Origin of the sequence: Bifidobacterium sp. LCP19S3_E9 (assembly GCF_052121135.1) — a bacterium.
Lineage (GTDB): Bacteria > Actinomycetota > Actinomycetes > Actinomycetales > Bifidobacteriaceae > Bifidobacterium > Bifidobacterium thermacidophilum.
Map to the genome: position 1 here is coordinate 32,589 of NZ_JBQKEV010000006.1, position 22,449 is coordinate 55,037.

The window sequence follows — 22,449 nt, forward strand, 5'->3', positions numbered from 1 at the left end:
CCGCACTATCGTCTAGTATAGCCGAGTTCCACCCGCCATGGTGGAGTACAGCACCGGGCACCTGCCACGTTTCCACGTCGGAGCCCCTGTCGGATGATTTCCGTCGAACGTTTGACGTCAATCACACGGCGGGCTTACCACATTGTTGTAACGCACAGGAAAAAACGACACGCCGGAACCAGCCGGACCCCGCGATATCCCGCACGGCGAATCCTCCACCGCGGCACACCATCCCGTGGCGCACCCTCCCCACGGCACACCACCCCGCGATATAGCATCCCCGCGGCATAGCGAGCGGGGCCGCCGCAACGCGACAGCCCCGCAACACCCCGGCAGACACCCGCCGGCAATTCACCGCCCTACGGTCACAGCACCGCCATGCAGACGAAATCAAGGATGAACAGCGCAGAGACCACCCAGATCACCGGATGAACCTCCTTCGGCTTGCCCTTGCAGGTCTTCACGATGCAGTACGTGATGAAACCGCCGGCGATGCCGTACGAGATCGAATAGGAGAACGCCATGAACACGGCGGCGAACAGCGCCGGAATCGCGTCATCGATGTTGTCCCACGCGATTTCCTTGAGGCTTGCGGCCATCATGCAGCCGACAATCACCAGCACGCCGGCCGTCGCGGCGGACGGGACAGCGGAAATCACCGGGGACAGGAATGCGGACAGGGCAAAGCAGATCGCCACCACAACCGACGTCAGGCCCGTGCGGCCGCCGGCGCCGATACCAGCCGCAGACTCCACATAAGTCGTCGTGTTCGAGGTGCCGAAAATCGCGCCGATCGACGTGGCGATGGAATCGGCGAACAGCGCGCGATCCATCTTCGAGCTGAAGCCGGAACCGTTCTCCAGAGCCTTCTCATCCTCGTCGGAGAAGATGCCGCTGCGGCGTCCCGTACCGATGAAGGTGCCCAGCGTGTCGAAGGTATCGGACATCGAGAACGCGAAAATCGTCACCAGCACCAGCGGGATACGCGCCGGGTCGGAGAACAGAGCCGGGAAGCCCTTGGCGCTGAAGATCGCGCAGAAGGTGGTCGGCAGCTGGGAGAAGGTCTGGCCGATCGACACGGAATTCGACATCGTGGTCAGGCCCATCGGGATGCCGATGATCGTGGTGATGATGATGGTCAGCAGCAGGCCGGCCTTCACCTTGGTCACCGTGAACACGATGGCCAGCAGCAAGCCGATGAGGAACAGCCACAGCGTCGGGTTGTTCAGCGTGGCCAGGCCCGGGGTCGCGGCGGTTGCCAGACCCTTGCCGGCGGACTTCGTATCCTTCGGGGTGAAGGTGATGAAGCCGACATTGAGCATGCCGACATATGCGACGAACAGGCCGATGCCGCCGCCGATCGCATGCTGCAACACCTCAGGAATCGCCTGGATGATCATCTTGCGGATCTTGGTGACCGTGATGATGATGTTGATCAGGCCGCACAGGAACACCATGCACAAGGTCTCCTGCCACGTGAACTTCAGACCGAAGCACACCGTATACGTGAAGAACGCGTTCAAGCCCATGCCCGCAGCCTGCGCGTACGGGACGTTGGCGAACAGGCCCATGACCAGCGTGCCGATGATCGCGGCGATGATGGTGGCGAGGAACACGCCGCCCCACGGCATACCCGTCTGGCTCAGGATCTGCGGGTTGACGACGATGATGTACGACATCGCGAAGAACGTGGTCAGGCCTGCGGTGATCTCAGTGGATACCGTGGTGCCGTTCTCCTTGAGATGGAAGAACTTCTCCATAAGTTCTGCTCTCTCCTTGATTCTTGGTTTGTGCACGGCGGATGGGCGCCGTGCTGAGGTTACTGCGACTCGCCCGGTCGCCGGCGATGCGGCCGACGGCAAGGTTCACGCGATGGGCGAACCGCGTTGTGGCGCCGCCGACCCATCGGACATGCCCACGATAGCATGTGGAGAAGTCATGGAGATGCGGGGGCATCTTCCGACCACATTTGCCCGGCGTGGTGGACCCACCGGCAGTGCATTCGTAATATGCACATGTATTGCATCTGCAAGAATCCGGGAACGAACCTCACAACAGGAACATCATCATGAATATTACCCAGCGATCCCCGAACCCAGCTCCGAAAACACAGGGCTGCCACGAGCAACTGCAGGCGCGAAGTATCGCCGCACAACAACAATGTCTGTCACTACCGAACAACGCCGGCACGCAACTCATCTTCGCAGCGGCGACATCTCTGGAACTTCAATGCATCCCAGTACTTCGACATCCCGACGAGACGCCGAATCTCCTCGACGCAACCAGCCTGCCCGGTATGCCGCGCGCACGATGCATGGGAATCAGAGAACACCGATGGCACATCGGGACTCAGGAATCAGTGATCCGGCACCGTAGCGGGCTGCGCACGCTTGATCTGCTCCACTCGTGGGCGCAACTGGCCACACAGCGTACGCTTGAAGAACTCATCATCATCGGTGATGCAGTAGCCACAACCCTGGCAAAGAACAATACTCCCCTCAGCAAAGAGTTGACGCAGCAACTGCGCGCCACACAAGCGGAGTTGCAATCGCAGACTGCGCAACATCAGATTCCAGTTCAATCCGCAGTAGTCGAGACCATCCGTAGATTCGTCAGCCGCACGGAACGGTACCACGGAAAAAAGGCATGCATCCGAGCCGCGCAATATATTGCCTGCGGATCGATGTCCATGCAAGAGACACGAGTACGACTTGCGCTGATCCAACATGGGTTGCCCCGACCCGATTGTAATCTTGCAGTCAATTTTCTGACCTTCAATTCAGGAGTGCCGTACACGCTAGATCTTGCATGGTCTGAGGCAAAAGTCGGCATCGAATATGACGGAGACCACCACCGCACCGATCGAAGGCAATGGCGCAACGACCACGAAAAACGCAATCGTTTGCAACAGAACGGGTGGCACATTTTCACCATTGACGCGGATACCATCAACACAGTTGACGCCCGTGCGCACTTTGCACTCAATGTAGCGCGGGTGCTCAACCAGCGCGGTGTCACGTCAGGATTCCGACCCATTGCGAAGCCGTTGTGAAGGAGAAGCGATCAAGCGCGGGGGCAGAATCCGCAGTAGATGCGAATGTTGCTGTTGCTCGGCAACAATGGCTGCACGGGAGGAGAAAAATCAAAGAGACGCAGGCAGTCGAGCGAAGACAGTGACAGACACTAGCGGGACTCCCGGGCGGATTCGCCAAACTGGTGCCGAGCTCCCGGGAGTTCTTGCAGATTCGCACAATGGTGGCTGAACTCCCGGGAGTTTAAGAGCAAGGACGCGTTTTGCCGCTCATGTGGCAAAGAAAACGTTGGAATACCAACACGCCCTCAATGGGAGCAGTGGGAGTTTATGGCAAATCCGCGGAAGAGCGACTAAACTCCCGGGAGTTTGATTGCCAAGACGAAATTCGGCACAGATGCGACAAGAGAATACCTCGCAACACGACACGACCGGAACAAGCGTTGCAGTAAAGCCAGAGACCGAACTGCAAATCTGTCACACCCATTACAGCACGGGGGATGATTCTCGTACTGTGATGTAGCAGGATTTCCAAGAATGGAAAGGCCATGGGCCTTTTCCTAGTTGCATGCGTTCAAACAATACAAAGGAGGGGCCGATGGCTCGTATCAATATTCCTTGGGCCAAGACGAGATCCTCGCGCTGCTGAATGCCGGCGCGCATGACGGCAACACGGGCTGACGCGGCGAAGCGCAGGCGGACGCGGGCGGACGTGTTTCGCCAAATCCACGGAAGGGTGATAGAACTCCCGGGAGTTTATGTATAAGAACCAAATCCGGCACAGATGTGACAAGAAGAACGTTGAAATACCAACACGAGAATAATTACGCCAATGGGAGTTTACGCTCCCAATCGCAAATCAAGCGAGAAGTCCCACGCCGATGCGGGAGAACAGGGTGGAAATAGAAGAACACGCATAAACTCCCGGCGGAGGGACATCGGGTACGGGAGATTATGGCGGATTGGCAGGATAGGCGATGTACTCCCATGTATCGGCACAGAACAGCGGATGACCTGCGCCGAATCAGATGCAGGTTGAAAGCCGACAACGGATACGCCCCGCGCTTCCGCGCGGGGCAACATTTTCTGGCCGGCTGAAGCCGGCTTGCGACGGCCCACCGGGCCGTCGCTACGTTTCGGCTGATAGAATCAGCCGAAACGTCCAGATACATACCGTTCGGCTTCTTCGTTTTGGGGGTTGTTGAACATCGTGGTCGTATCGGCGAAATACTCCAGATGACCAGGCTGGCCAACCGCCTTCAAATTGAAAAATGCAGTGAAATCAGCGATACGCGCTGCTTGCTGCATGTTGTGGGTCACGATCACAATCGTGTAGTCATTCTTCAGCTCGTTGATCAGATCCTCCACGGCGAGCGTCGAAATCGGGTCGAGCGCCGAGCACGGCTCATCCATCAGCAACACCTGCGGATGCACAGCCACAGCGCGCGCAATGCACAAGCGCTGCTGCTGGCCGCCAGACAAGCCGATACCCGGATTATCCAGACGATCCTTGACCTCATTCCATAGGTTCGCGCCACGCAACGCCCACTCGACCAGATCATCGGCGTCCGACTTGCTCAGGTGCTTGTTATTGAGCTTCACACCGGCAAGCACATTCTCGCGAATCGACATCGTCGGGAACGGGTTAGGACGCTGGAACACCATGCCGACATCACGGCGGACAGCCACCGGGTCCACATCCTTGTCATACAGGTTGCGGCCTTCCAGCAGCACCTCGCCCTTGACGTGAGCGCCGGGGATGATCTCATGCATGCGGTCGAGCGTGCGCAGCACCGTCGACTTGCCGCACCCGGACGGACCGATGAACGCGGTGACCTTGTTCGGCTCGATGTTGATGTTCACATCTTCCACGGCGAGGAAATCGCCGTAGTAGATGTTCAGATTCTTGACATCAATACGTTGTCCCATTGTTTTCCTTCAGTTTGTTCCGGATTTGCGAAAACGGATACGCAATAGCATTCAGCGTTCGGACTTCACCGCGAACACGCGGGCGACCAGACGACCGATCAAGTTGAGAATCAACACGACAATGATCAGCACCAAAGCGGCAGCCCATGCACGCTGCATCGGGATATCGGTTACGCAGGCTGAACTTGCGGATGCCGGGCAGGCGACTTTCAGCTTGCTGTACTCCTGGTAGACATACACCGGAAGCGTGGTCATCTGACCGCTGAACAGGTTCACATTGGTCGTAACGATGTATCCGGCGGTCATCAGCAACGGCGCAGTCTCACCGACAACACGCGCAATAGCGAGAATCACACCCGACACGATACCCGGAAGCGCTGTACGCAACACGATCTTCGTGATGGTCCGTTGTTTGGTGACACCCAAAGCATATGAGGCCTCACGCAAATCGTTCGGCACAATCTTGAGCATTTCCTCGCTTGACTTGATCACCGTCGGCAGCATGAGCAGCGACAGAGCCACGGATCCTTCAAAACCGTTGAACGTTCCCGGCCCGACCAGGATGGTGAACATCGAGAACGCGAACAGACCGGCGACAATCGAAGGCACGCCGCTCATCACGTCAACCAGCAGACCGATGGCTTTCGCGAATTTGCTGCCACGCGAATACTCGATGAGATACACCGAGCACATGATGCCGATTGGCACGGAAATCAGCAGAGCGCCAAGAGTGATTTCCAGCGTACCGATAATCGCATGCTGAATACCGCCATAGCCACCGGACGCCGTCGGCTGACCGCCAATCACGCCGGACATGTTATAGGACAGGAAATTGAGGTTCAGCCGCTTGACACCGTTGACGATCGTCGTCCACAGCACCGAAAACAGCGGGATCAGTGCGACGATGAAGGCGACAGAAATCAGTCCGCCCATCGCCACATCCTTGCGCTTGCGGCGTGCGATCATCGAACGTGTCGGCTTGAATTTGTCGAAATCAATGACCGGAGCGCCCTTCATCGGCGACTCGCCCGCAGCTTGTGCATATTCTTCTGAAGCAGTCATCATGCGCTCACTTTCTGCGTGATCTTGCGGGCGATGAAGTTGACCACGAAGGTGATCAGGAACAGCACAAGGCCGGTGCCAATCAACGTGGACACGCCCAGCGAGTTCGCCTCAGGATACTGGGCGGCAATATTCGCTGCGATGGTCTGGTTCTGCGACGCCTGAAGGATCTTGAACGAGTAATGCAGGCCAGGCGAAAGAATCATGAGGACGGCCATCGTTTCGCCAAGGGCACGGCCAAGACCAAGCATGGATGCGGACACGACACCGGACTTGCCGAACGGCAAGACGGCGAGCTTGATCATTTCCCACTTCGTGGCGCCGAGGGCAAGTGCGGCCTCCTGTTGCAGACGCGGGGTTTGCAGGTAGACGTCACGCGCCATGGAGGTGATGATCGGCAAAATCATGACAGCCAAGACCACAGCCACCGTGGCGACCGTACGGGCAGGGTTGGCGGCAGGTCCCTTGAACAGCGGAATCCAGCCGAGGTATTTGGCGACCCAGTTCCAGAACGGATAGATGGCCGGCACCAGAACAATACCGCCCCACAGGCCGTAGATAACCGACGGGATCGCCGCCAGAAGGTCGACGATCGTGCTCAGCGCGGTCGCCAATCCCTTGGGGGCATACTGCGAAATGAATAGCGCGATGCCAACGGATACGAAGAAAGCGATAAGCAAGGCCAGGGCGGCGACAAGAATCGTGCCGAACGCCAACGGTCCCACATACTGCCAGAAATTGTGTGCGTTGCCACCGGTGAACGACTCGATTGTCGCCTGGTTGGCTTTCTGGTCGCCGCCAATCAACGGCCATGCACGGAAGAAGAGGAAGAGAAAGACCGCGGCGAGTACAACAAGAATCAGCGCGCCGCACGCATATGCGACACCTTTGAATATCTTGTCCGCGGATTTGCCGCCGGCCGGTTGGTCGAGCGTGGATTTCTCGGAACTCACAGGTTCTCCTTCAGGGCTTACGCCCGTAAATCGGACACATGGTGGAATCGGCTTCAGGCCGTGCCCGGCTTCAAAGCTGGGCCGCGGCCTGAAATCGTTTCATCATTCCATTATCGATGATACCGTCTGACGGGCGCTGCATCGGTCGCACCGGCTGTAGCCTCGGACCGATGGAGTCCCCACGTCACTTGGTCTTGATGGCTTCGATCGACTTGGTGACCTTGGCGCGCAGGGTATCGCTCATCGGGGCGGAGCCGGCGTTGTCGGCGGCAACCTTCTGACCATCCTCGCTGACCACGTAGGTGAGCCAAGACTTCACGAACTTCGCGGTGTTGGTGTCCTTATAGGCCGGGCACACGATGTCGTAGGAAACCAGGACGACCGGGTAAGCGCCATCCGCAGTGGTCGTGTGGTCGAGCTTGACAACCACGCGGTTGTCACCCTTGGCGGAATCGTCAAGCGGGGACGCATCCACAACCTTGGCGGCTGCTTCTGCAGAGTAAGAAACGTACTTGTCGCCGACCTTCACCGCGACGGTGCCCAGATCGCCGGCCTTGGAAGCGTCGGCGTAGCCGATCGTGCCATCGGCCTGGCTCACGGTGTTGATCACGCCATCAGTGCCCTTGGCGCCCTGACCGACCTCATTCGGCCAGTTTTCGCCGAGGTCATAGCTCCAGGCATCCGGAGCGACATCCTTGACATAGCTCAGGAAGTTCTTGGTGGTGCCGGACTTGTCGGAACGGTGGACCACGGTGATCGCGGTGTCAGGCAGGTTGACCTTCGGGTTCTGCTTCTTGATTGCGTCATCGTTCCACTTGGTGATCTTGCCGTCGAAGATCTTGGCGATGGTCTCGCCATCAAGGTTCAGGTGCTTGTCCTTGCCGGAGATGCCCTTGAGGTTGAACACGATGGCGATCGGGGAGATGTACACCGGCACGTCGAAAGCCGTGCCGTCGGCGCACACGCTCTTGGACTGGGAGACCTCGTCATCGCTCAGCGAGGCATCGGAACCGGCCCAAGCGGTGGCGCCGGTGAGGAAGGTGCTGACACCTGCGCCCGAACCGCTCGGGTTGTAGGAGATCTTCGCATCCGGATTCTGCGACTGGTAGCTGGCGATCCATGCTTCGACAGCTGCCTGCTGCGAGGAGGCGCCGGCACCCTGGAACTCGCCGGAAATCTTCTCGGCGGACGATGTGGACTTGCCGGCAGCGCTGGAGCTACCGGACACAGGCTCGTTGTTTCCGCAGGCGCCAAGTGCCGCAAGCATGGCGACACCGGAAACAGCAGCGATGGAACGTACAAGCAAATTCTTTCGCATGTCTTCTAATCCCTCTGAAATCGCATCAGGCGGGGATCCCGCCCTGTGCCTCGGGGCCGTGACCCCGCATCATAAACATGGCACCTTTCCATTCATGACACTTCAAGCCTATGGGAGATTACGAGGGCTGCGGACCAATTCAGGTGAACGGAAGATGAACTCTTGTCGATATCGTGGGGGCCGCCGCAGGATTGCGTCTCCTGCAAATTGCCAACCCGCAACCTTCTACCGACGCTGAGATCGGTGTGAGCGTCGGCAGAAACAGAGCCACAACCTTCTACCGACGCTCACGACACACTCAGCGTCGGCAGAAACAGAAGCTGCACAAACTGACAATGCTGACATGGCCCGCTGCATAACCAGTTTGGGAAAGGCGGACGCGCGCGGGGTTACTTGGTCGGGTCGTCGATTTTGTAGCCCAGACCGCGCACGGTCGTCAGATACTGGGGATGAGACGGGTCGGTCTCGATCTTGGAACGCACGCGCTTGACATGTACGTCCAACGTCTTGGTGTCGCCGACATAATTCGACCCCCAAATACGGTCAATCAGCTGGTGTCGAGTCATCACGCGCCCCTTGTTCTGCATCAGATACTCAAGCAGCTCAAACTCCTTGAGCGGGAAGAACACGTCCTGCCCGCGCACGGTGACCTGATGCTCGCCCACATGCATGGTGATATCGCCGCAGACGAGCGCGACATCGTCATCCTGCGCGCCGGACGCCTGTTCCACTGACTGATTGCGACGCAGCACCGCACGGATACGCGCCAACAATTCGCGGAACGAATACGGCTTGGTCACATAATCATCGGCCCCGATTTCCAGCCCAACGACTTTGTCGATCTCCGCGCTTTTCGCGGTGAGCATGATAATCGGTACGCGGCTCTGTTCACGGATGCGCCGGCACAACGCGATTCCGTCGATGCCGGGAAGCATCAGGTCAAGCAAAACCAAGTCGGCACCGCCGCGAGTGAACAGTTCCAAACCTTCCTCGCCGGTTTCGGCGGCCTCGACACCATATCCTTCGCGGGTCAGCTGATAGACCAACGGTTCTCGATAGGATTCCTCATCTTCAACGATCAGAATGCGTGTCATGCTGTTGTTCTGCTCCTTGCTGTTCCATCTGTCCCGTCTCTACGGCCTGCCTGTCCGTCCGCTCTTGCGACGGCGGCTTCCCGACAGCCCGGACGGACGTATCGGCAGCCACTTGGCTGCTTGCAGACGCATCATGATCGTCGCCACAGGCCAACGGAAGTTCAATTGTGAACGTCGAGCCGCTCCCCTCATGCGACCACACTGAAATCGTGCCGCCACACTCCTCGACGCAATGTTTCGTGATTGCCAGCCCGAGCCCGGTTCCGCCGGTATCGCGCGACCTGGCAGGGTCCACGCGATAGAAGCGCTCGAAGATACGATCCAGTGACTGTTCAGGAATGCCTATCCCCTGATCAATCACCCGGATGGTCACCGTCCCCTCGGCGTCATGCCGCGCGATATCAGCGGTGACGGTTGTCCCTTCGGGGGAATAGTGAATAGCATTCTCGATCAGGTTCTTGACCGCCGTGGTCAGCGCACGGTGATCGACCGTAATGAGCGCCGGACCACCGGTATGCGTCACACGGATATCGATATTCTTGTGCTCGGCCTGCACGGCGTTCTGCTGGGCGGCATCCCTGACCACATCCAGCGCGTCGATTTGACGTGCGGAAGCGATGCCGGCCGTGCTTTCCGCGCGCTGCAGCTCGATCAGACGCTGGACGAGATTGGTCAGGCGTTTTGATTCCTTTGAAATCCGGCCCGAGAAATAGCGCACGGCATCCGGGTCGTCCGCCGCGTCGGTGATCGTTTCGGCAAGCAGGGAAATCGCCCCCGCCGGTGTTTTCAGCTCGTGCGACACGTTCGTCACGAAATCGCGGCGCATCATCTCAAACCGGCGGCGCTCGCTGATATCGCGGATGAACACGGCCACACGGTTCTCGTCGATCGGCCCTGCGTGAATCATGAGATGGCGCGTGTGCGTCGGACCCGCCGTCCCCGCTTTGACGCCGCGGCCCGGCCGGTCACCTTCACCGATCAGCTGCCGGCTTTCCAAAGTGATTTCGCGGTCCCGAATCTGCCCGTCCGCTGCGACCATAGAGACGACCTGCGCGATATCGTCATTCGTGAACCCGTCATTGCCGGCCAGACCAAGATCGCGCGCCGCGGGGCTGACATAGCGGATACGGCCGTCAGCGTCGGCGATCACCAGCATGTCGGGCATCACCGTGATGAACTGCTCCTCGGCCGCACGCACCGCCCCCCTGCCGAACACGCTGGAAGCCCCATGAGAGCCGTCGTCAGGACCGGCAGGTCCACCGTTCACGCGGGTCGCGGCAGGCCGTACCCCGGCCGTGTCATCATGATGCACGTCCCCGTGCGTCCCGGCGCTCGCACAGCGCCCCCAACGGTATCCGAGCAGCACAGCGAGCACTGCCACCACGATCACAATGATCACGGCGATGGCCAATTGACGTGCGTCCATCGTTCCTCCCTGTGCCGCAGTCGCGGCGACTCCATGTCAAGCGTAACCTCACGGATGCTTTGGCATACCCGAGTTTGACTGAAGTTCGCCTGCTGTTCATATTCGCCGTCGAATCTGCGGCTGCGCTGTATCGTGCACGGCGGACTTACGGCCTTATCGCTGCTGACCATCGATTACAACACGCACGCCGTCTGTAGACGTTACCGCCACTTACAGCCGCTTACAGCCGGCGCACGATGTCGATGGCAAGGCGGGCGGCGGTATCCGCGTACTCGGAGATGTCAAATTCCTTGAACACTTCGTAATCGGTGTCGGCGTTGTCGCTCAGCGCGCGGATCACGAGGGCCGGCACATCGTTGCGTGCAGCAACATGCGCGACAGCGGCGCCTTCCATCTCGACCGCGTCGGCGCCGGTAGTCTCCCGCACTTCCTTGACTTTCTCGGGCGAATCGACGAAGTAATTGCCGGATGCGATCGTGCCGACGACATGTTTGATTCCGGCCGCATCGAGGGCTGCCGAGGCGACGTCCAACAGGTGGACATCGGAATGGAATTCCTCGGTTTTCGGCTTCCACTGGCCGACCAGACGCATATCGGTGTCCAGATAACGCAAGGTGCCGCCCAGGACGACATCGTTGATATGCAGGTCGCGGTTGAGATTGCCGGCGATGCCGGAGAAGATCACAGCCTGCGGATGGTAGGTGTCGATGAGGTACTGGGTGGTCGCGGCCGCATTGACCAGACCCATGCCGCCGACAGTTGCGGCGACACGGACCTGTTCGCCGGCGTTCGTGGTCAGGGTGCCGTGCGCGACGTCGAGACTTGCCTGCGTGCGATGATCCACGTGTTCCAGCGAATTCGCGATCAGTTTGACTTCCTCGTCCAATGCCCCGATGATGGCGATGGTGGTGGTCATTGTTGTTCCTTTGCTCTTGTGTGTTGCGTTGGTTTGATGTGTTGACATGTTGGGGTGTTGTGCCGTGCCGACGCGTTGGTGCGTTGACGCGTTGATTTGCCGCCCGAATCACTCGTTCCAGCGACGTTGCGCGACGGCTTGTGCCAATTCACGCAACAGTTGTTCGGTATCAGGCCACGACAGGCAACGGTCGGTTATGGATTGGCCGTAGACCAGCTGATTAAGCGGGGCGGGCTTCTGGTTGCCACCCTCAAGGAAGCTCTCCATCATCACACCGGTGATGCCGCGCTCGCCCTGGGCGATCCGCGCGGCGATATCGCGCACGACCTGCGCCTGACGATGCTCGTCCTTGCCGGAATTGCCGTGCGAGCAATCGACAATCAACCCATGCGCCGCCGCGGAATCAGCGGGCAGCATCGCACGGATGTCCGCCATCGCCTGTGCGACGGATTGCGCATCGTAATTCGGTCCATGGCTCGAACCGCGCAACACCACATGGCAGTCAGGATTGCCCAGCGTTTCGACGGCGCTTGCCCGGCCCAAATGGTCGATGCCGAAGAACGTGTGCTGCTGGGCGGCGGCAAAGCAACCATTGACTGCCGCCTTGACAGACCCGTCTGTGGCATTCTTGAAACCGACCGGCATGGACAGACCGCTCGCCAGCTGCCGATGAATCTGGCTTTCCGTGTTGCGCGCGCCGATTGCGCCCCAGCTGATCGCATCGGCGATATATTGCGGGGACGTCGGTTCCAGGAATTCAGTCGCGGCGGCAAGTCCGGTATCCAGTACGCTGAGCAGCACGCGACGGGCGAGCAGCAGACCTTTGCGAATCTGATGGCTGCCGTCGATATCAGGATCGTTGATCAGGCCTTTCCAGCCGATCGTCGTGCGCGGCTTCTCGAAATACACGCGCATAACAATCAGCAGTTGATCATCGAGCTCGTCCTTCAGCTTGGAGAGGCGACGGGCATAATCAAGCGCCGCTTTCGGGTCATGGACCGAGCAGGGGCCGACGATGACCAGCAGACGGTCGTCCTGCCCATACAGGCACGCCCGGATTTCATCGCGCGAATAGGCGACGAGATTCTCCGCCTGCTGCGACAACGGCAGCGACGACAACACCTGCGCCGGCGTGGGCAGCGGCTCGAGTTCAAGCACACGGCGGTTGATGATGCGGCTGACTCCGACCTGATCCTCCCAGCGCGGCACATCCGTCGCCTCCAGTGGATTCTTGCCTTCGCTGATCGCCTCATGGATCGCACGCAGATCCTCCGGCGAATTCAACGGCTGTTGGCCGACATGCAGAGGCCATGCGCCTTGCCCGGATGCCGTTGTTCCGGCGTCCGTCGGCATGTCCTGCGGATGATTGAGGTCAAGCGGCCCCGTCGGCGCGTCCTTCCATTGCTTGTTCATCATGCCCTTTCGTCAATACTGACTCAAGCATAACGCCACCGTCCGGAACGCGGCATCGCTGGCATCGCCAGTATCGCGCCGTGCGACACGACATGCAACACATGCGACGCATGGTTGTGCGCAGCCGTTACGGCACGTCAAGCGTGTCCCGGCCACGGCTCACCGGGATGTCCCGATGCCGCGCGACATGCGAAACCGCTATTGCCTTGTGTTCTCGCTTGCGCTCAGCGCGCGACGTGCGGCGACCGCATCCGCCAAAGTGTGCAGCAGCTGTTCCGTGCGATCCCACGGCACACAGGCGTCCGTGACGGACTGTCCATACACCAGTTGGTCGAGTGGAGCGGGCTTCTGATGACCGCCCTTCAGGAAACTTTCCATCATCACACCGAAAATACCCGGCTCACCTTGTGCGATGCGCCCGGCGATATTCTCGACCACAGCTGCTTCGCGGACCTCGTCCTTGCCGCAGTTGCCATGGGCGGCATCAATGACTACGCCCGCCTCACTTACACCGGTCGCCTTCGAAGCCTTCAACGCTTCCAGCGCAGCGGCGACCGACTCGGGATCGTAATTCGGGCCGTGGCTCGAACCGCGCAACACCACATGGCAGTCGGGATTACCCTTCGTTTCAGCGGAAATCACACGGCCATCAAGATTGATGGAAAGGAAATGATGTTCGATTCCAGCGGTGTAGCAGGAATCCGCGGCGGCTTTGATCGAGCCGTCGGTGGAATTCTTGAAACCGACCGGCATGGACAGACCGCTCGCCAGCTCGCGATGCACTTGGCTTTCCGTGTTGCGCGCGCCAATCGCACCCCAACTGATCAAATCGCACAGGTACTGCGGGGTGATCGGGTCAAGCCATTCCGTGGCGGCCGGCAGGCCAAGGCTCAGCACATCCGTCAAGACTTTGCGCGCCAGCCACATGCCTTTGCGAATATTGAACCGCCCGTCCAGATCCGGATCATTGATCAGACCTTTCCAGCCGATGGTCGTGCGCGGCTTTTCGAAATATACGCGCATGACGATGAGCAGACGATCGTTCAACGCGCGGTTGACGGCGGCGAGCTTGGTCGCGTATTCGTGTGCGGCTTTGGGATCGTGGATCGAGCAGGGACCGACCAACACCAGCAGACGATCATCACGGCCATGCATGATATCGCGGATTTCCTGGCGTGAACGCAACACCAGGTCACGCGCATCATCGGTGAGGGGCAGTTCGCGCAAGAACGCGCGCGGAGCCGGAATCGGATCCAGCTGACGAATATTGATGTCCACGGTCTCGGGAAGGACGGCCGCATCGCCGAATCGGCGCTCATCCTCAGCACTATCGGGACCACGCAGACCAGCCATCACTCTCTCCTTTCGACATTCCGGACATGGACTACTCACCCTATCGCAAGGCACGGAGCGAACCGGCACCGTGATTGCATGCTGGAACGCAAACCGCCTGCCGACGCTGAAAGATGCGTAAGCGTCGGCAGGCGGGACAATGACATGACAGGTGTCGTCAGTCGGCGAGAGCGCCCATCGGGTCCCAGGCGGGGAGCATGATGGCGGGCTCGTTCAGAGCGGCCTGGTATTCGGCCGGGAGCATCGTACGCGGCACGGCCACCTCGTACACGTATTCGGTGAACCAGTCGTCGCTCATCGTGAAGTAGCCCTTGTCGGCGATCTTGTCGCCCCACGAGTTCTCAACGCGCCAGCGACGGGTCGTCTTGCCGTCGTCGGCGACATCCACGCCGACGAACGCCATCGCGTGGTTCATCGCGGAATCGGCGAACCGCACGCGATCCTGCTTGTTCATATCGAAGTCCACATTGTAGACACGGCCATACTCGAACAGGTCGGTCGCCCAGGCGCCCGACTCACGGTCCATCATCGGATGGCAATCCGCGCCGAACCACACCGGGATGCCCTGCTCGGTCAAAATCCGGCGCACGCAATCCTTCATGAACTCGTTCGGCACATTGAGGTATTCGGTCGGGTCTCCCCCGGCGACATTGCCCAGATGCTCGATGCCGATTTTGCGACCCTTCGGATGTTCGACACGCGGATCGTCCACGAGGCACACGTAATCCTCGAGACCGGCGTTCACATACTTCTTCCAGAAGTCGACCGGCGTGATCTCACCGTCACGATGGAAATTGCCGTCCGCGTCGGTCCACTCCCAATCGAAGCTCTTCGGCGGCTCACCGAGGTGGATGGTGAGGATGCGATGCCCGGCGTCGGTCGTGCGCGCGATGATCTCGTCAATCTGCGCCTTGTTCGCGTACATATGCGCGACCGCGGTGTGCAGCAGCGCACGCAGCTGCGTGTTCATCTCGCCGGTGTTCTTCGAGGATGCGGTCTCCGGGAACAGATCCTTGGGAACGGCGCCGTACTTCTTGTACACGTTCATCGCCATCGTCCACTGGCCGCCGTCGCCCATCACGTCATGCAGAAGATGCTGCATGAGACGGGAATCCGACGGCTCGCCGGCACGCACCAGCGCGGCGACATCCTTGAGGAAGTAGTTCACGCGCTCGAGCTTGTCGTAGTACATGGCGTAATTCTGCGAGAACTCGAATTCCTTCAGCCCCAGGTTCTTCTTCGCAATGAAGCGGGCGACATTCAGCGAGCTGAACAGCCAGCAGCGGCCGGAATGGTCCTGATGGGTGACGGCGCCGTTGTCAACGACCGTGGAGAAGCGCCGCTGCAGGCGGCGGGCACGGTCATAGTTGCGTGCAACATTCTGGATGCCGGCGACAGTAACCGCATTCATGGCGAGGTGATTATGCTCGCTCGCGTCGAATTCCTGACGCAGATTGTCCAATGCTTCAGCGCTCAACGGCGTGATCTGGTCCATTCCTACCCCTTGTCTGTTCATATTGATGATTTCTGCCTGTATTCCAGTATTCCCGATTTCCGGTTTTCCTGTGTTTCGCCCGTGCACATGGCGAGCGTGGTACATACGGCAGGAGGAGCGCCGGAATCCGGACACTCCTCCATGTGTCAATGCCTTGAACGTCATGGGCTGACCGATGCCGTGATGACGGCGTCAGCGGGCTTTTCCAAGGCACATCATATCAGGTTCGGCAATCAGTTGTTTGCGTTACCATCCTCATTCGCTGAAGACGCGGGCAGCTGGGCCTGCCGTGAAGCCGGCAACTGTTGGTCTTGCGCGGCGGCTTTAGACTTCGCGCCCTCGCCGTCGGCGACCACGCCGGTGACCGCGACATCGTCGGTTTCAGCCTTCGGCGCGCCGAAGTTGAAGCCGGAGAACGCGTTGGCGAACATCGAACGCAGCTCGGTGACGCGCTGGGTGATGCTGGATTCACGCTGTTGCAGCTCGGCGATATGCTGCTGGAGCCCATCAAGCTCGCTCTTGGCGGCTTGACGACGCTCCTCGATCTGCTTGGCGGCGTCTTCCTGGGCCTTCTGGAGGATCTTCGCAGCCTGCTCATCGGCGGCCTTACGCTTCTGGTCGGCGTAAGCGTCGGCTTCCTCGCGGGTCTTCTTCGCCTTACCAATCAGATCGTTCGCTTCCTGCTTGGCGGCGGTACGACGCTCCTCGAGATTGTCAAGCAGTTCGTTGACCTTCTTGGTCGCGTCATCCTGCTGGGCGGCGATATCGGCGCGAATCTGTTCGGCTTCGGCATCGACCTGGCTCATGGTCTTCGTACGATACACCTCGGCCTGATCGGAGATCTCCTGGGCCTTGGCCTTGGCGGCATCGGTGATTTCACCGGCCTTGCGCTGGGCCTCGGTCATCGTGCGGGACGCCTGCTCACGCACGTCGGCGAGCTTCTTATTCGCCTCGGCGAGCGCTTTCTCGATCTGATCGTTGGCTTCGCTCTTCAAATGCGTGATCTCTTCGTTCGCAGCCTTGCGCTGAGCCGCAATCTTCTGCGTGGCGTCGGCCTTCATGTCGGAGATCTCACGGTTCTGCTTGGCCAGATCGGAGGCCATACGCTTCTTCTGCTCTTCACGGGCGTTGCTCAGCTCAAGCTTGACGGTATCACGCTGCTCGGTGACGGCCTTGGCAGCTTCAGCACGCATTTGCGCGACTTCTTCCTTCGCGTTCGCGGTGATCGTCGCGGCTTCGGAATTCGCCTTGTCCAGCGTGGCCTTCGCCTTCGCATTCGCCTCGTCGATGATGTGCTTGGCATCGAGCTTCGCGTTGTTCAGCAGGGTTTCAGCCTGCGCCTGGGCTGAGGCGCGCGTCGAGGCGGCGTCCTGCTTGGCGCGGTTGAGCAGCTCCTGGCTGGTCTGCTCTGCGGAGGCGAGCATCTGCTGAGCGTTTGCGCCAAGAGAAGCGAAGGAATTGCCCTTCGATGCCTTCTTGACGTTGTTTTTCTCTTCCTGCAACTGCGCCTGCAACTGCAGAATCGTGTCATCGCTTGACTTGACCTGCTCACGCAGACGATTCAGCGACTCCTGCGACGCATTGATGGCCTCGTCGACCTTCTCCTTGTCGTAACCGTGAAACACGATCGGGAACCGATCAACCATGAATATTCCTTTCGCCCACGGAGCGAGTGCTCCGCAACACACAACCGATTGAACTCTACCCCAAAAATAGGACGTTCAGGAACGCCATCACTTCATGTTCACAGTTGTGTTCGAAGCCCGCCGGCGCAAGCGCACACACGCCGCTTATGCGAGCAGAATCTCCCCCGACGAAGGCTCCAGATAGTAGCGCACTGTCTCATGGACCACATCACGCGCCGCCGCGATCTGTTGGGCGAGCGGCAGACCGTGCTGGGGGTGCGGCTGCTCGTTGACCGTGGGGAAATTGAGGAAACCACCGATGACATGGTCCTTCGTCGCAGCCCAGTTCAACAGGTTGTAGAACAGCGAGTTGCACACGTAGGTGCCCGCGTCGGAGCTCAAAGTCGCGGGGATATGGTGGTCGGCGAAATCCTTGAGGATGGAGCGCAGGGGCAGACGCGTCCAATATGCGGCCGGCCCTTCGGGGTCAATCGGCATGCGCCGCGGGCGACGATTGTCTGCATCAGGTTTGGCGGCGTCCATCAGATTGGTGGCGCAACGTTCCAACTGCATGCCACGCGCCGCACGTTTGAGACCCGTTGCAATGACGATATCCGGGTGCGTGCGCTCGATGGTCTCCAGCAGCATCGGCCACGCCTTGGCGAAACTGACCGGGAGCAGCACCGTGTGGATGGTCACCTGTGCATCAGCCAAAAGGCGGTCTTGCTCGGCGAACCCGGCGAGCCCGTCGCGTTCCAACGCGGACAGCACCTCGAGACATGGGTTGACGTCGATGCCCTCGTATGGCTCGAATCCGGACATCACCACATTGATCTGTTTCATACCTTCAAGTCTAGCCACAACCGCATTTCTCCTGTGAGCACGGGCTCATGGCGATATACGCCTACCTACGCCTCGTCGGGACGTACCATGCCCTGCACGCGGTCGATGGCGCGTTTGCGGGTCGCCTCGAACGCGAAACGCTTGACCATCTCCAGATCGTCCTGCGTGGTGATTTTCATATTGCTTTCGCTGCCGGCGACAATCGCAACACGCGTATCCGGCAGATAATCCACGACCACCCGCGTATCGTCGGTCGGATGGAAATCCGGATCTTGCGCGGCGAGCTCGTATGCGTGGCGGATCGTCTTGAAGCGGAAGGCCTGCGGGGTCTGGGCGCGGAACATATCGCTGCGATCGGGTACCGCATGTACCACTTTGCGGTCGCCCAGATCTTCGGTGACGAGAATCGTGTCCGTCGAGGCCATGGCGACCGTCGCCGCATCGAATTCATCCAGGGCGTCGATGCAACCGTCGATCGAGGACCGCTCGATGAACGGACGCACCGAATCATGGATCAGCACCTTCGCGTCCTGCGGGATACCGAAATCCGCAAGCATCTGCAACGCGCTCTCCGTGCTGTCTACGCGTTCGGCGCCGCCTTCGATGATTGCACGGACTTTCGCGTAGCCGCCTTCGTCCACCAGACGCTCGACCTCGTCGCGCACCTGCGGGTTCACCACAACGACGATATCCGTGATTCTCGGGTCGTATTCGAAGGCCTCGATGCTCCAGCACACCACCGGTTTATTGGCCACCGCGACCAATTGTTTGGGGTTTCGGGAATCGAAACGGGTTCCGAAGCCCGCAGCCAGTACCACCGCGACCACAGGGACCTGGGCTGGTGCGGCGGCTGATTCGTCGGCTGATTCGGCCGGCGCACCAGCCGAATCAGCAGGTCCGACAGGCGATTCGGGTTCGGTGGCCGGTTGAGATTGGACTGCCTCTTGCGAGTCGGCATCGTAAGCCTGCGACTGCTGGGCGCGGTCGGGCTGCCGGTCATGCTGGGATTCTGGACTCTCTTCGCGCATACGCCCCACCGTAAACGCAACCATGGCCCGATGTCGATGCGTGTGCGGGTTTCTGCACCGAATCGGCGGATTCCGACACCTTGTCGGGTTCCGACTTGAGCGGACAGCTTGGGACCAGAGTCTTGCAGGCGGGGCAGCCCACCGGAGCAGAGCGGTCTGAGACGTAGACCGAAAGCCGGTGCCACATACATACAGACAGGCCAACAAGCAGACAAACGATCGGCGAAAAACACCCGACCGCCACGAAGTCAGGCTTGCCGCGAAATCAGGGCGAGCATTCGGCCTTCATGCGTTTTCTTGGCGAGCGCGGCGCGGCGATGCGAGTACCACAGCGGGTTCTCCAAGGTGCATAGGCTGTGTTTGATGGCGCCGACCCGCTCGTCAAGCTCAGGATCGCCCTCGTTGTCGATACGGCACAAGTCGCGCAGTTCCTGGTCTTGCGCGAGATATTGCGTTGCGGCGGCGACGCGGGGCCGCGAATCGATGATGCGTTCGGCGCTCACACCGGCCTTGTCCAGGCACTGGCGGGCGGCGGCGGCGATATCGATGCCGGGGCCGCCGAAGCGAGTGAGCGTGTAGGTGCCGGGGAATTTTGCGTCGAACGCGTCGGCGATATCCCCGCCGACCTCATAGCAGTCGCCACAGATGCATGGTCCGAGCGTGGCGACGATACGGGAGCGTTCTGCGCCTTTGGAACACATGAGATCGATGGTATGGGCGATGATGTCGCGTTCCAACCCTCGCCTGCCGCAATGCGCACCCGCGATGATGCCGGATACCGGATCTGCCATGAGAACAGGCAGACAATCCGCTGCAAAGATGCCGAGCGCGATGCCGGTGCGCGAGGTCACCTGGCCGTCAGCGGCGACCACCTGAGACTGCCTGTCCGTGTCGACGCCTGTGTCGGTGGCCTCAGAGTTCGCGGCGTCTGCAGCCGTGCCGTCTGCCCGCACGGTGCCGGATACATCGAATCCGAAGGGTGTGTTGATGGTGAAGGAACCGTCGACATCCACTGCTTCCCCGGAATGGACTTGACTGATCAGCGACAGGTCAGCGCCGACCGCGGTGCGCAAAGCCACCCGGTTGGCGAGCACATGTTTGGAGTCGTCTCCGGATTTGCCGCCCAGATTGCACGCCGCGTAATCGCCTTGGCTGACCCCGCCCAACCGGGTCGTGTAGGTCACGGTGATACCCGGCGCGAGGATGATCGGAATGGTGACGGGGATTGGATTGCCGGATTCGTCCACCGGCGGGATGGCGTTGCTGTCCACGATGTTCGCAGGATCGTTCATACCGCCTATCCTAGCGGCATGCCATGCAATCGCCACTCGCCGGTCTTGCCGGGACTGCCAGCCTCGGCTATTCGGCTTTCAGCGTGCGATTGTGGGCGCGGGAACGGATTGCGGCGTTCACGGTCACCGGCTCAGGGCAGGGCATGGAGAACACATGGGCGGGGTTGTTCACCGATTCGACCCAATGGCCATCGGCGTCAAGGAACCCACCCGCCGGCACGGTCATACGCAGCGGTTCGCGACCGGGCATCAGGAACTCGACCTCCTGCCCCGCCTCGATTTTGTTGCGACTCATCAGCGTGACCCTCCGCGTTGAAGCGTCATACGACATCACTTCGCCCACGACAATCCAATCGCGGAAATACCCGCCGCGGTCTGTATTTTGCCCGACCGGATGTTCAGGATAGTAGAAGCCCGTGCTGTATTCGCGGTGCGAAACCTTATACGGCTCGTCCAGCACCCATTGCGGCAGGCGGACATGCGGCGCGTCACCGGGCATGCGCGCGGCATCGCCCAGCAATGCGGGCTGTCCTGCCGGCGTTCGGCGGACCCGGTCGGCGAACGGCCGCAGCGTATGGCCTTGCCCGTCCTCGAACCCGCGTTGGACCATATACGCGTCCACCGCCGTCTTGTAGGCGTTCGTGACTGCGGCAACGTAATACGCGCTTTTCGCCCGGCCTTCGATTTTCAGGCTCGTCGCTCCCGCGTCGATGAGGTCATCAAGATGGCCGAGCATGTTCATATCCTGCGAATTGAACAGGAACGTTCCCTCGCCGTTCTCCTCGACCGGGAAGAACCGGCCGGGACGCTTCTCCTCGACCACATGGTATTTCCAGCGGCAGGGCTGCGCGCAATCGCCGTGGTTGCCGCTGCGTCCGGTCAGATAATTCGACAGCAGGCAGCGCCCGGAGAAGGCCATGCACATCGAGCCGTGCACGAAGCATTCGATATCAAGATCGTCCGGCGTGTTCGCGCGGATGTCACGGACCGCGTCCAAGTCAAGCTCGCGGGCGAGCACCACACGCTTCGCGCCCAGTTCGTACAGCGCGTTCGCGGCACCGTAGTTGGTGACGCCTGCCTGCGTGGACACATGCAATTCGAGATTCGGGGCGATATGGCGGGCTTCCATCATGATGCCGATATCGGTGACGATCAGCGCGTCGACCCCGACTTCGGCGAGCTGGCCCAGATACTCGCGCATGGCCGCGACCTCGTCGTTATGCGGCAGGATGTTGCAGGTCACGTACACGCGGGCGCCATGCTTGTGCGCGTACCGCGCGCCCTCCTCGAAATCCTCGAGCGTGAAATTCTTCGGTGCCGAACGCATGCCGAAGGCCTTGCCACCGCAATAGACGGCGTCCGCGCCGAAATCGACCGCAGTTTTCAGGCTGCGCAGGTTGCCGGCCGGCGCCAGCACTTCGGGGCGCCGGCGAGTATGGCGTAAGGTCGCCGCAATCGGAGCTGCGGCTGCGTCCGCAATCGACGCGGTCTGTGAAGTCTGTGCGGTCATTGGTGTGATCGCCGCCGGAATCTGTCCGGCCTGTGGAGTCTGCGAAGTCGTCATCTGTTCATTCATCACCGCATAGCATAACAACCTCGCCACGATGACACGTCCTGCAACGTTCTGCAGCGTCTTTTCCCCAGAACCGCCTCCCCACGAATCGCTCCATT

17 protein-coding genes are annotated in these 22,449 nt (G+C 60.1%); 1 reads left to right on the forward strand and 16 read right to left on the reverse strand.

Annotated elements, in window-relative coordinates; all coding sequences use genetic code 11:
• Positions 1-365 precede the first annotated feature (365 nt).
• A complete protein-coding gene (locus ACTQYB_RS04385; RefSeq protein ID WP_033506010.1) occupies positions 366-1,760 on the reverse strand; it encodes an NCS2 family permease in 1,395 nt (464 codons plus the stop codon).
• Between the two features lie 308 nt (positions 1,761-2,068).
• Between ACTQYB_RS04385 and ACTQYB_RS04390 the strand changes: the two genes are divergently transcribed.
• Positions 2,069-3,052 (forward strand): hypothetical protein, encoded by a 984-nt coding sequence (locus tag ACTQYB_RS04390; RefSeq protein ID WP_441482008.1) that lies wholly within the window; start codon positions 2,069-2,071, stop codon positions 3,050-3,052.
• 1,128 nt (positions 3,053-4,180) lie between these two features.
• Here the strand turns inward: ACTQYB_RS04390 and pstB are convergent.
• The 15 genes from pstB to ACTQYB_RS04465 form a co-directional block, all read right to left on the reverse strand.
• Positions 4,181-4,960 carry a phosphate ABC transporter ATP-binding protein PstB gene (pstB, locus tag ACTQYB_RS04395; protein ID WP_033506015.1) on the reverse strand — a complete coding sequence of 260 codons (780 nt, stop codon included), beginning with the start codon at positions 4,958-4,960 and terminating at the stop codon, positions 4,181-4,183.
• 51 nt (positions 4,961-5,011) lie between these two features.
• Positions 5,012-6,022, reverse strand: a complete 1,011-nt coding sequence (gene pstA, locus ACTQYB_RS04400) for a phosphate ABC transporter permease PstA (protein WP_376831054.1) — start codon at positions 6,020-6,022, stop codon at positions 5,012-5,014.
• Positions 6,022-6,975, reverse strand: coding sequence for a phosphate ABC transporter permease subunit PstC (gene pstC / locus ACTQYB_RS04405; RefSeq protein WP_321046648.1), 954 nt, complete (start codon positions 6,973-6,975; stop codon positions 6,022-6,024). The genes pstA and pstC overlap by 1 nt, the downstream gene beginning before the upstream one ends.
• 184 nt (positions 6,976-7,159) lie before the next feature.
• Positions 7,160-8,293: a phosphate ABC transporter substrate-binding protein PstS gene (gene pstS, locus ACTQYB_RS04410; protein WP_441482009.1), complete on the reverse strand. Its 1,134-nt coding sequence runs from the start codon at positions 8,291-8,293 to the stop codon at positions 7,160-7,162.
• A gap of 389 nt (positions 8,294-8,682) precedes the next feature.
• Complete coding sequence (locus ACTQYB_RS04415) at positions 8,683-9,387, reverse strand: response regulator transcription factor (RefSeq protein ID WP_441482010.1); 705 nt, start codon at positions 9,385-9,387, stop codon at positions 8,683-8,685.
• Positions 9,365-10,813: a sensor histidine kinase gene (locus tag ACTQYB_RS04420; protein ID WP_441482011.1), complete on the reverse strand. Its 1,449-nt coding sequence runs from the start codon at positions 10,811-10,813 to the stop codon at positions 9,365-9,367. Before ACTQYB_RS04420 ends, ACTQYB_RS04415 begins: the two co-directional genes overlap by 23 nt.
• A 220-nt stretch (positions 10,814-11,033) precedes the next feature.
• Positions 11,034-11,729, reverse strand: a complete 696-nt coding sequence (mtnN, locus tag ACTQYB_RS04425; protein ID WP_441482012.1) for a 5'-methylthioadenosine/S-adenosylhomocysteine nucleosidase — start codon at positions 11,727-11,729, stop codon at positions 11,034-11,036.
• A 108-nt stretch (positions 11,730-11,837) separates the two neighbouring features.
• Positions 11,838-13,082, reverse strand: coding sequence for a 3-deoxy-7-phosphoheptulonate synthase (locus ACTQYB_RS04430; RefSeq protein WP_441482053.1), 1,245 nt, complete (start codon positions 13,080-13,082; stop codon positions 11,838-11,840).
• Between the two features lie 258 nt (positions 13,083-13,340).
• Entirely contained in the window at positions 13,341-14,495 is a 1,155-nt protein-coding gene (locus ACTQYB_RS04435; protein ID WP_441482013.1) for a 3-deoxy-7-phosphoheptulonate synthase, read from the reverse strand.
• A gap of 157 nt (positions 14,496-14,652) precedes the next feature.
• Positions 14,653-15,990, reverse strand: a complete 1,338-nt coding sequence (locus ACTQYB_RS04440) for a C1 family peptidase (protein WP_033506053.1) — start codon at positions 15,988-15,990, stop codon at positions 14,653-14,655.
• 233 nt (positions 15,991-16,223) lie between these two features.
• Positions 16,224-17,636, reverse strand: a complete 1,413-nt coding sequence (locus tag ACTQYB_RS04445) for a cell division protein (protein ID WP_321046357.1) — start codon at positions 17,634-17,636, stop codon at positions 16,224-16,226.
• A gap of 144 nt (positions 17,637-17,780) precedes the next feature.
• Positions 17,781-18,458 carry a pyroglutamyl-peptidase I gene (locus tag ACTQYB_RS04450; protein ID WP_033506057.1) on the reverse strand — a complete coding sequence of 226 codons (678 nt, stop codon included), beginning with the start codon at positions 18,456-18,458 and terminating at the stop codon, positions 17,781-17,783.
• A gap of 65 nt (positions 18,459-18,523) precedes the next feature.
• The gene (locus tag ACTQYB_RS04455; RefSeq protein WP_441482014.1) at positions 18,524-19,510 is read right to left on the reverse strand and encodes an IspD/TarI family cytidylyltransferase; all 987 of its coding nucleotides are present in this window, start codon (positions 19,508-19,510) and stop codon (positions 18,524-18,526) included.
• 224 nt (positions 19,511-19,734) lie between these two features.
• Positions 19,735-20,778 (reverse strand): polyphenol oxidase family protein, encoded by a 1,044-nt coding sequence (locus ACTQYB_RS04460; RefSeq protein WP_441482015.1) that lies wholly within the window; start codon positions 20,776-20,778, stop codon positions 19,735-19,737.
• 67 nt (positions 20,779-20,845) lie between these two features.
• Positions 20,846-22,354, reverse strand: coding sequence for a peptidase U32 family protein (locus tag ACTQYB_RS04465; RefSeq protein ID WP_441482016.1), 1,509 nt, complete (start codon positions 22,352-22,354; stop codon positions 20,846-20,848).
• Positions 22,355-22,449: the final 95 nt, after the last annotated feature.